The organism is Mesorhizobium sp. M2A.F.Ca.ET.037.01.1.1 (assembly GCF_003998075.1).
Taxonomy (GTDB): Bacteria; Pseudomonadota; Alphaproteobacteria; order Rhizobiales; family Rhizobiaceae; genus Mesorhizobium.
In genome coordinates, this window is sequence record NZ_RZSA01000306.1 from 1 (window position 1) to 6,513 (window position 6,513).

Consider the following 6,513-nt stretch of genomic DNA (forward strand, 5'->3'; position numbering starts at 1 on the left):
GAAACCGAGGATCGGGCAGCCGAGCTGGGTGCGATCAGCAAGGTCAGCGAGGCGCTCATCGCGGAAGCCGAATTCGATAGCACCATCCGGCTGATCGGCAACCAGATGCGCGATATTTTTCAGGCCGACATCGTGTATGTGGCGCTGCTCGACCCGAAAACCAACCTCATTCATTTTCCTTACCAATTCGGCGAGTCTTTCACCACTCTCACCCTCGGCGAAGGTCTGACAAGCAAGATCATCGAGACCGGCGAGCCGCTGCTCATCAACCAGGACGTAAACGAGCGCAGCGTCGAAATCGGAGCGACTCCCGTCGGCAGGGATGCCCTTTCCTATCTGGGCGTTCCGATCAAGACAGGGCTTGGCACCATGGGTGTGATCAGCGTGCAAAGCACAGCGCGGGAGGGCATGTTCAACGACAACTCGCTTCGCTTGCTTTCGACTATCGCCGCCAATGCAGGTGCTGCGCTTCACAACGCACAGCTGTTCACCGAGCTCAAGCAGCTGTCGCTAGCGCTACAGCAGGCCAAGGAAGCCGCCGAGGCCGCCAATGAGGCCAAGAGCACCTTCCTAGCTACCATGAGCCACGAAATCCGCACGCCCATGAACGGCGTTATCGGCATGAGCAACTTGCTGCTCTCCACCAAGCTCGACCAGGAGCAACGGGAAATCGGCGAGACGATCAACAGCAGCGCAGAGGCACTTCTGACGATCATCAATGACATACTGGACTTCTCAAAGGTTGAAGCCGGCAAGCTGGAGCTTGATCCCAAGCCGTTTGAACTGCGCGAATGCCTTGAGAGTGCGATTGACCTGATCGCCCCAAAAACAGCGGAGAAGGGGCTGGACTTGGGGTATGTGGTGGAACCCGGAACCCCCGAAGGAATTGTCGCGGACAATACCAGGTTGCGGCAAGTTCTAATCAATCTCCTCAACAATGCCGTCAAGTTCACCGACCGGGGAGAAATTGTACTTTCAGCAATGAAGGTTTCACTCGGAGCCGCAGAGACGGGTGGGTCACAAAGCCAAGATCAGGCGGCCCCGTGCATGTTGCAGTTCGCGGTGCGGGACACGGGGATCGGCATACCCAAGGATCGAATGGACCGCTTGTTCAAGTCGTTCAGCCAGGTCGATGCATCGACGACCCGGCGCTACGGCGGGACCGGACTTGGCCTCGCGATCAGCAAGCACCTCGTAGAACTCATGGGAGGCGAGGTGTGGGTGGAAAGCGTCGAGGGCACGGGCACAACCTTCTTCTTCACGATCCGCGCTCCAACTGCCCCGGCTCCCAAACGGGCTCAGATGTCGCTGGCCAAGGTTGAACTGACCGGCCGGAGACTGCTGTTTGTCGACGATAATGCAACGAACCGCCGCATAATGTCCCTGCAGGCGCAGGCCTGGGGCATGATTCCGTATGCAACCGGGTCCCCTTCTGACGCCATTCGCATGATTGCAGACGGCGAAACCTTTGATGTCATCGTGCTCGATATGAACATGCCCGATATGGACGGCATTGAACTGGCGAGGGGAATACGCGCACTCGGTGACAAAGGCAGCATTCCGCTGGTGTTGCTGAGCTCAATGGTACCCATCTCCGAACAGAAGAAGATGGAGATGGAAGGAGTCAACTTCGCGGCGGTGCTTTCCAAGCCGATCAAGCCATCGCCTCTTCTTAATGCTTTCATGGCGGTCTTTGCCGGGGCTCCCACGCGCTTCGCCAAACCCGATCAGCCGAAGAGTCCTGTTCTTGATAGCGCGATGGCAGCCAAGTTTCCGCTTCGCATCCTGCTGGTTGATGACAACGCCACCAATCGAAAGCTGGGCTTCAAGGTGCTCGAGCGACTAGGTTACAGGGCGGAGCTGGCGGGAGACGGACAGTCGGCAATTTCCTCATATGCCGAAGGGCGGCATGACATCATTCTGATGGACATCGAGATGCCGGATATGGATGGCGTCAAGGCGACAAGGCTGATCCGTGCATCCGGTTCCCGCGAGCAACGCCAACCTTACATCGTAGCTCTCACTGCCAATGCGATGGCGGGCGACCGCGAGCGATATCTGGATGCAGGGATGGATGATTACCTCAGCAAGCCATTGCGCGTCGAGGAGCTCGTGGCATCACTCAAAAGAGCGGTATTGGTCAGCGGACAACGCTCCAACAACTTGTCTAATGGACCTGGCGAAACCGGGTGAATCCCCGGAAGACCAATCAAAAAGGAACGAGATCGTGTCGATGCTGTCGCGGATGTCAATTGCAACGGTTTCGTTGCTTCTCTTATGTGCATTGTCAATGCCCGGCTCTGCCGGCCCCGTCCTCGATCGAGTCAGGCAAAAAGCGGTTCTGGTGGTAGCGGTAGATCCGGCGTGGCCACCCTTCTCCTGGCGCAAGGACGACGGCAGCTTCGATGGATTTGATGTCGACGTCCTGACGGGAGTTGCACGGCGGCTTGGCGTCGAAGTCCGTTTTGAGGTGGCGGAATTTTCCGCCGTTATATCTGGAAGGTGGCAGGGCGCATGGGACGTCTCTCCGAGCGTAACCCCAACGAAACAGCGCGCGGAAAAACTGGACTTTCCTGCCGTTTATGCCTTCGGCCTTGGTTCGCTGGCGGTACATCGTGACAACACGACAATTCGAACGCCTGCCGACGCGAGCGGGAAGAGAATCGGAGCGGTGAGGTCCTCCGAATATGAAAAATATCTGACCCGCGAGCCATTCGATATTCTTGATATTCCGCCGATCAAATATCAGATTGACCGGCCTGTCGTCGTGCCGTTCGAGACAAGCGAAGGTGGCTACGAGTCGCTCGCAAAGGGCAATGGTGTAGAACTGGATGGCATTGTGGACTCGCTGTCCACACTCATGAGTGAGATCGGAAGGGGTCGTCCGATCAAGATTATCGGTCAGCCGCTGCTCTATACGCCGACCGCAATCGCCATTGAGAAGGGCGATCCAGAGTTCGCTGCCGAACTGAAGGGAGCCATCGATCGACTTCGGGAGGATGGAATGCTTAAGTTCATTTCTCTGAAGTGGTTCGGAATTGACACGACGGCGCGATGAGCCGCGCTCATCAGCGCCGCCGCCGGCGATTGCTCGTCAGACATTCTCGACATTTGCTCAAGAGGCCGAGGGCCGTGTTGGCCTGCCCCGTGGATGCTCGACATGCGTGCCGAGCGAATATGCGCTATCGCTAAATTACGGCCGATGCGATACGATTGCTAGAGGATTCCAAAAGGTGATTGCCTTGACCGGGGCGGTAGCCGAGGCCGACCTACCTCGCAGACCCGGTGCATAAATACTCCAGGGGGGTGAACCCAGTGACACGGTTTCTCGTTGCAGTCGCCATTGCTTGGGCGGTTTTGTCGGTTCCACTCGCAGGGTTCAGCGTGGCGGGTGAGGCACTCGACCGCATCCGAGCAACGGGGATTCTCCGCGCTCCGTTTCCAGACATCTGGCCTCCGGCCGTCATCCAGCAGCCAAATGGTGAAATCGACGGGTATGATGTGGAGGTATTGCGAGAGATCGGCCGCCGCATAGGTGCCAAAGTCGAATACGTCAAAAACTCTGACGGCTCCGTCATCACGTGGAAGGAGCAAACCTCTGGCCAGTGGCAGGGCAAGTACGACATAGTCGTAGGTGGCATGTCGCCTACTGCAGAGCGAGCCGAACATCTCTCGTTTCCTGCCATTTACCGGTATGGAATGGGTGTCCTTGCTGTCAATCAGAGCAACAGCCAAATCAAGACCCCGGCCGATGCCAGTGGAAAGCGGATTGGCGTGCTGAAGGCTTCGGTTCACGAAAAGTACTTGGAGAGAGAAGACTTCGGTATTCTTGGAATGCCGCCGATCACGTACCCAATAGGCGATCCTGTAATCGTCGAGTTTGATCACGAGGAAGGCGCGTATGACGCTGTCTCGGACGGGAAGATAGATGGTACGATAAACACCCTTCCAGTTATTCTGAGTTAATCAAGCAGGGAAGGCCCATAAAAATTGTCGGCCAACCGTTGTATAGAGCACCCTCATGTATCGCCATTGTGCCGGGCGACGAGGAATTTGGCACGCTGGTGAAGAAGACTATCGATGAAATGCGCTCCGACGGTACTCTGATGGAACTTTCACTGAAGTGGTATCAATACGATATGATAACTCCCTGAACGGCTAGGGTTTGCCGAATACTTCTACGATGGAGGTGAGAATGCATCCTGTGAAGCGCCTTCTTATTGCCATCGCAATTGCCTGGGCGGCCTTATCGGTTCCACTTGCGGACCACAGCCTGGCAGGTGAGGTGCTCGACCACATCCGGTCGACCGGAACCCTGCGTTCTCCAGCCCCGGACATCTGGCCGCCACAGGTCATCAAGAACGAGAAGGGCGAATATGACGGGTTCGACGTCGAGGTATTGCGTGAGGTCGCACGGCGGATGGGAGTCAAGGTCGAATACGTGACCAACCCGGATGGTTCCATCATAACGTGGGATGAACAGGTCTCGGGGAATTGGCAGGGGAAATACGACATTGTCGTTGGCGGGATGACACCGACCAAGAAACGCGCCGAGCACATCGCTTTCCCGGCAACATATCATTATGGCATCGGCGTGCTGGCCGTTCATCGGGATAATACGACGATCCGTACGCCGGCCGATGCAAGCCGCAAGCGGATAGGGGCGCTGGCCGGTTCGCAATACGAGAACTACCTGAAGAAGGTGCCGCCTGGGATCGTTGGAGTCCCTGATTTCATCTACAAAATCGACGATCCGGTGACCGTTTCATATGAACATGAAGAGGACGTGTACGCCGCCTTGGAGAAGGGCGACGGAGCCGAGATCGACGGGTTGGTCAATCTCCTCCCGGCAGTCATGGCGCTTATCAAGGAGGGCAAGCCGTTCAAGATAGTCGGCCAGCCGCTCTATCGCGTGCCCCATGGCGTGGCGATCTTGCCGGGCGACAATGAGTTCGCGGCACTCATCAAGAAGACCGTTGACGAAATGCATGCCGATGGAACCCTGAAAACAATCTCCATGAAGTGGTACGATTTCGATCTCACTTCCCACGAATAGTGGAGTTGGGGTGATTGCGAGGCAGTACGGGCCCGTTGACAATCGGGCGAGGGTCATACCAGACTCACCCCGCAAGCGCCCGCATGAACTTTACAAGTGGCGCTGCGCTTCGGGGATGTTTTGGCAATCGACAGGCGAGCACTGGACAAGCTGCGGGAACTCGTCGGTGGCGAAGAATCCGACGTGGTCGAACTCGTCAGTTCGTTCCTCGACGAGGGACCGTCGATCATGGAGACCCTGGCAAAATCCGGGTCGACCTCCGATTTGCCCGCGACGCGCCGGGCCGCGCACTCCATGAAATCCAATGCAAGAGACATGGGAGCAACCGAGCTAGCCGAAGTCTGCGCCGGTATCGAAGCCCGATGCGCGAAGGGTGAGCCGCCCGACGTGGTAGATATCGAGAACGCGAGACGCGCTTTCAACTCGGCGGTGGCGGAGCTTCAAGACATTTTTCACCTTGGGGATAGTTATGAGCAGCTTCGGTAGGATTCTCGTTGTCGACGACTCCGCGATGGTGAGGATCAAGCTGAAGAAAGCGGTCGAGACCCTCGGTCACGAAGCGGTGGCAGTGGAGAGCGGTGCGGCCGCTCTCGATCAGACCGCTGGCGCTCCGTTCGACCTCGTACTGCTTGATATCATGATGCCGGAAATGGACGGCTTCGAGGTGCTCAAAAGGCTGAAGTCGTCAGCCAAGACACGGGACCTGCCGGTCATCGTCATTTCCGCGCTCGACGAGGAGATGAACAGCGTCGTCCATGCCATCGAGCTCGGCGCCGAGGACTTCTTGCCCAAGGACTTCGAACTCGCCCTTCTCAAGGCGCGGGTTGCTACCTGCATCGAAAAGAAGAGGCTTCGCGACATCGAGAAGGAGTATCTGCGCCAAGTCACCAAGTTGACAAGGGCGGCTGCGACCCTGGAGTCAGGGCGGTTCAACCCCTCAAAGCTGGGCATCCAGGACGTGGCAAGCCGGACGGATGGTCTGGGCAAGCTCGCCACTGTGTTTTCGACGATGGCCCAGAAGGTTTACGAGCGCGAACGCAAGTTGCGACAGAACATCCGCACCTTCCGTGGGGGCCTGCTGCTGTTGGCGTGCGGCGGCCTGTGGGGCCTAGTCGTGCCGCTCTCGAAGATGGCCTCGATCATTGAGGCGCATCCAGTGGGATTGGCCTTGCTCATCGATACTATCGGCGCTGCCGTCTGCATCGGCATCAGCGTGAACCGCAAGACCATGCCGAATTTGAAGGGCCTCACACGCACTGACTGGATCTTCATCCTGCTCCTCGCGCTTATCAGCTCCGTGATAAATCAGGTGCTGGTTTACTGGATGGCCAGCAGGCTTCCCGCCTTCATTGTCTCTATCGTCATTGTCCTTGAGGGTTTCGTCGTTTTTCTGTTCGCGGCGGTTATGCGGACCGAGGCGCCAAATGTTAAGCGTTTCCTCGGATTGGGCCTTGGCC

Annotated in this window: 6 protein-coding genes; all 6 read left to right on the forward strand. The window is 57.3% G+C overall.

Annotation, left to right across the window (positions count from 1 at the left end; all coding sequences use genetic code 11):
- The coding region (locus EOA27_RS16730; protein WP_127256725.1) for a response regulator at nucleotides 1–2,193 on the forward strand (2,193 nt) is incomplete at its 5' end.
- A 40-nt stretch (nucleotides 2,194–2,233) separates the two neighbouring features.
- A complete protein-coding gene (locus EOA27_RS16735; protein WP_245467352.1) occupies nucleotides 2,234–3,058 on the forward strand; it encodes a transporter substrate-binding domain-containing protein in 825 nt (274 codons plus the stop codon).
- A 257-nt stretch (nucleotides 3,059–3,315) separates the two neighbouring features.
- Complete coding sequence (locus tag EOA27_RS16740) at nucleotides 3,316–3,966, forward strand: transporter substrate-binding domain-containing protein (protein WP_189343277.1); 651 nt, start codon at nucleotides 3,316–3,318, stop codon at nucleotides 3,964–3,966.
- 229 nt (nucleotides 3,967–4,195) lie between these two features.
- Nucleotides 4,196–5,056 carry a transporter substrate-binding domain-containing protein gene (locus EOA27_RS16750; protein ID WP_189343275.1) on the forward strand — a complete coding sequence of 287 codons (861 nt, stop codon included), beginning with the start codon at nucleotides 4,196–4,198 and terminating at the stop codon, nucleotides 5,054–5,056.
- Nucleotides 5,057–5,152: 96 nt separating this feature from the next.
- Complete coding sequence (locus tag EOA27_RS16755; RefSeq protein WP_126079523.1) at nucleotides 5,153–5,542, forward strand: Hpt domain-containing protein; 390 nt, start codon at nucleotides 5,153–5,155, stop codon at nucleotides 5,540–5,542.
- Between the two features lie 25 nt (nucleotides 5,543–5,567).
- Nucleotides 5,568–6,513 (forward strand): response regulator (locus tag EOA27_RS16760; protein ID WP_210214151.1); only part of this gene is annotated, 946 nt, incomplete at its 3' end.